Here is a 2,198-nt window from a genome sequence, read left to right as displayed (position 1 = left end):
AACAGCAATGGCAACCCCGGATCGGGCAACGGCTCTGGTGGCTCTGGCTCCGTGAAGTCATCCGGGACACCCGGCTTTAACGGCGGTGCTGGCCGACCCGGCATCATCATAATCCGCGAATGGACTGAATAGCTCCCTCCCGTCGCATCCGTGCGCGACGGCAACTGCCGCTAGGCGGCCTTTTTATTCCGGAAAAGAAAAACCCCGCCGAAGCGGGGTAAATTCAGATTGCCACGTCGAGATCGTCGTCTTCGCCGGACTTGGCTCTCAGTTCATCAAGCATCTTTCGAACGATATCTGGGTGTCGTTCGATAAGCATGAGGTACGCCCTATTGCTGTCGATCGGACGCGTACGGCGCTGCTCCCAGTCTCGAATTTGGTTGATGCTGAAGCAGAATTCCGAAGCGAAAGCATCCTGGGATAGGCCGAGTTGCCGACGAATTGCCCGAACGTCAACGTCTGGGGGTACATGGATATGCGCCGGCTTCTTTTCGCCGCGGGCGATTTCTCGCATTTCTCGCGCAGCATTAAGAAGCCTGCTTCCAGCGTTGGTCATGATGCCACCTCCGATTTTTTCATCTCAAGTACGCGTTGCGAAACCATGCCCCGATATTCGTTTGCGAACGCGTCTAACTCCTTCTTCAAGTCCGCCCTTTCGCGGGCAGATAGGTTGATTTTGTCACCCTTTGCATAGACATCCATCAGGAATACCGGGATATCTTCTGCGCAGTAGTATGTCACGACGCGGTAGCTTCCGCTCTTCCCGCGCCCTGGCTTCGCGAAACGAAGCTTTCTCGCCCCGCCGGTGCCTTTGATAAGGTCCCCGGCGTCTGGACACTCCGATAGTAGGTTCTTGAGGCGAAGAACCTCCTCCTCGGACATTCCAGCGTCTGAGGCGGCTTTACGAAAGCTATGTGTTTCAACGACGCAGTGCATGCATAATGACTACGTTTATCACGTAGTTCCGTCAACAAATAATTAATTCTCCGTAACCAAGAGGCTCAGTCATGAACCGCAGCGCATTCTATGCGTCGGTGCGCAAGCGCGCGTCCGGCGTTTTCGGCACGTCTATCTCTCAGGCCCAGGCAAAGGGCTGCGAGGCGATACTGGCCGAGGCGGAGAGGCGAGGGACGCCGCTGTTTCACCTCGCGGCGATCCTCTCGGAAGCCTATCACGAGACGGGCGGGCGCATGCAGCCTGTCACCGAGAACCTCAATTATTCCGCCAAGCGGATGACGCAGGTTTGGCCGAGTCGGTTTCCTACCGTCGCCAGCGCGAAACCGTATGCCAACAACCCGCAGAAGCTCGCCAACAAGGTCTATGGTGGCCGGCTGGGCAATGATGGGCCGAACGATGGCTGGCGTTATCGTGGCAGAGGGCTCGCCCAGATCACTGGCAAGACGAACTATGCGAAGTTCGGCCTTGCTGAGAACCCGGACGCCGCAAGCGAAATGGCAACCGCGGTGCGTATCCTGTTCGACGGGATGACGAAGGGGATGTTCACGGGCAAGAAGCTTGCCGATTACGACTATCTCGTCACGCGCAGCCCTGGCATTCCCGACTTCAAATACTACGCCTCCCGCGCCATCATCAACGGCGACACGGCGGCCAACGGCGCGGAAATCGCTCTCTACGCCAAGGCTTTTGAAAAGGCACTCCGCAGCGCCGGCTATGTGCCAAAAGCCAATCTCCCCGCCGGCACGACGATCCCCGTTGATCTCCCCAGCAGCAAGGATTTCACGCTGAAGCCCGTCGCGGAGGCGAAGCTCGTGCAACCCGCCAAGATCGAGCAAGGCCCGGTCCCGTCCGGCAATTGGCTCTCGGCTCTCATCGCCGCCCTCGCCAATCTTCTGAAAGGAAAATAGCCATGACCGCCGTCATCGCCCGCATCGCGCTGCGCTATCTCGCTGCGGCTCTCGTCACGGCCGGATACCTCGATGCTGACCTCGGTAACCAGATCGGCGCCGACTCGGATTTGATCATGCTCGTCGGCTTGGCGCTCGGGGCAGGGGTCGAAATGGCCTATGCCGCGGCAAAGCGGCTCGGGTGGGCAACATGATCGGCCTCATCAACGCCCTCAAGCTGGCCGCAGGCGCGATCCTCGGCGGAGTGGTGGTCTACAGCTACGTGCAGGCCTTCACGCTTCCAGCGGCTCGTGAGGCCGAAAGACAGGCCATCCGCGCCGAAACCCTTGAGCG

General features: G+C 59.1%; 4 protein-coding genes. 2 read left to right on the top strand and 2 right to left on the bottom strand.

Annotation, left to right across the window (positions count from 1 at the left end; genetic code table 11):
- Positions 1 to 223: 223 nt before the first annotated feature.
- Positions 224 to 556 (bottom strand): DNA-binding transcriptional regulator, encoded by a 333-nt coding sequence (locus tag EXZ48_RS34430; protein ID WP_130521552.1) that lies wholly within the window; start codon positions 554 to 556, stop codon positions 224 to 226.
- Positions 553 to 936: a type II toxin-antitoxin system RelE/ParE family toxin gene (locus EXZ48_RS34425; protein ID WP_130521550.1), complete on the bottom strand. Its 384-nt coding sequence runs from the start codon at positions 934 to 936 to the stop codon at positions 553 to 555. The genes EXZ48_RS34430 and EXZ48_RS34425 overlap by 4 nt, the downstream gene beginning before the upstream one ends.
- Before the next feature lie 71 nt (positions 937 to 1,007).
- Here EXZ48_RS34425 and EXZ48_RS34420 point away from each other — a divergent pair, with 71 nt between their 5' ends.
- Together EXZ48_RS34420 and EXZ48_RS34415 are read left to right on the top strand one after the other, a co-directional pair.
- Complete coding sequence (locus EXZ48_RS34420) at positions 1,008 to 1,865, top strand: chitinase (RefSeq protein ID WP_130521548.1); 858 nt, start codon at positions 1,008 to 1,010, stop codon at positions 1,863 to 1,865.
- A gap of 2 nt (positions 1,866 to 1,867) precedes the next feature.
- Complete coding sequence (locus EXZ48_RS34415; protein ID WP_130521546.1) at positions 1,868 to 2,059, top strand: hypothetical protein; 192 nt, start codon at positions 1,868 to 1,870, stop codon at positions 2,057 to 2,059.
- Positions 2,060 to 2,198: the final 139 nt, after the last annotated feature.

It is taken from the genome of Shinella sp. JR1-6 (assembly GCF_004284735.1).
Lineage (GTDB): Bacteria > Pseudomonadota > Alphaproteobacteria > Rhizobiales > Rhizobiaceae > Shinella.
This window is presented reverse-complemented; position numbering and strand designations above follow the sequence as displayed.

Bases quoted from the DNA above. Each gene is read 5' to 3' on its own strand.
- EXZ48_RS34430 (WP_130521552.1), bottom strand. From the start codon at position 556: ATGACCAACGCTGGAAGCAGGCTTCTTAATGCTGCGCGAGAAATGCGA.
- EXZ48_RS34425 (WP_130521550.1), bottom strand. From the start codon at position 936: ATGCACTGCGTCGTTGAAACACATAGCTTTCGTAAAGCCGCCTCAGAC.
- EXZ48_RS34420 (WP_130521548.1), top strand. From the start codon at position 1,008: ATGAACCGCAGCGCATTCTATGCGTCGGTGCGCAAGCGCGCGTCCGGC.
- EXZ48_RS34415 (WP_130521546.1), top strand. From the start codon at position 1,868: ATGACCGCCGTCATCGCCCGCATCGCGCTGCGCTATCTCGCTGCGGCT.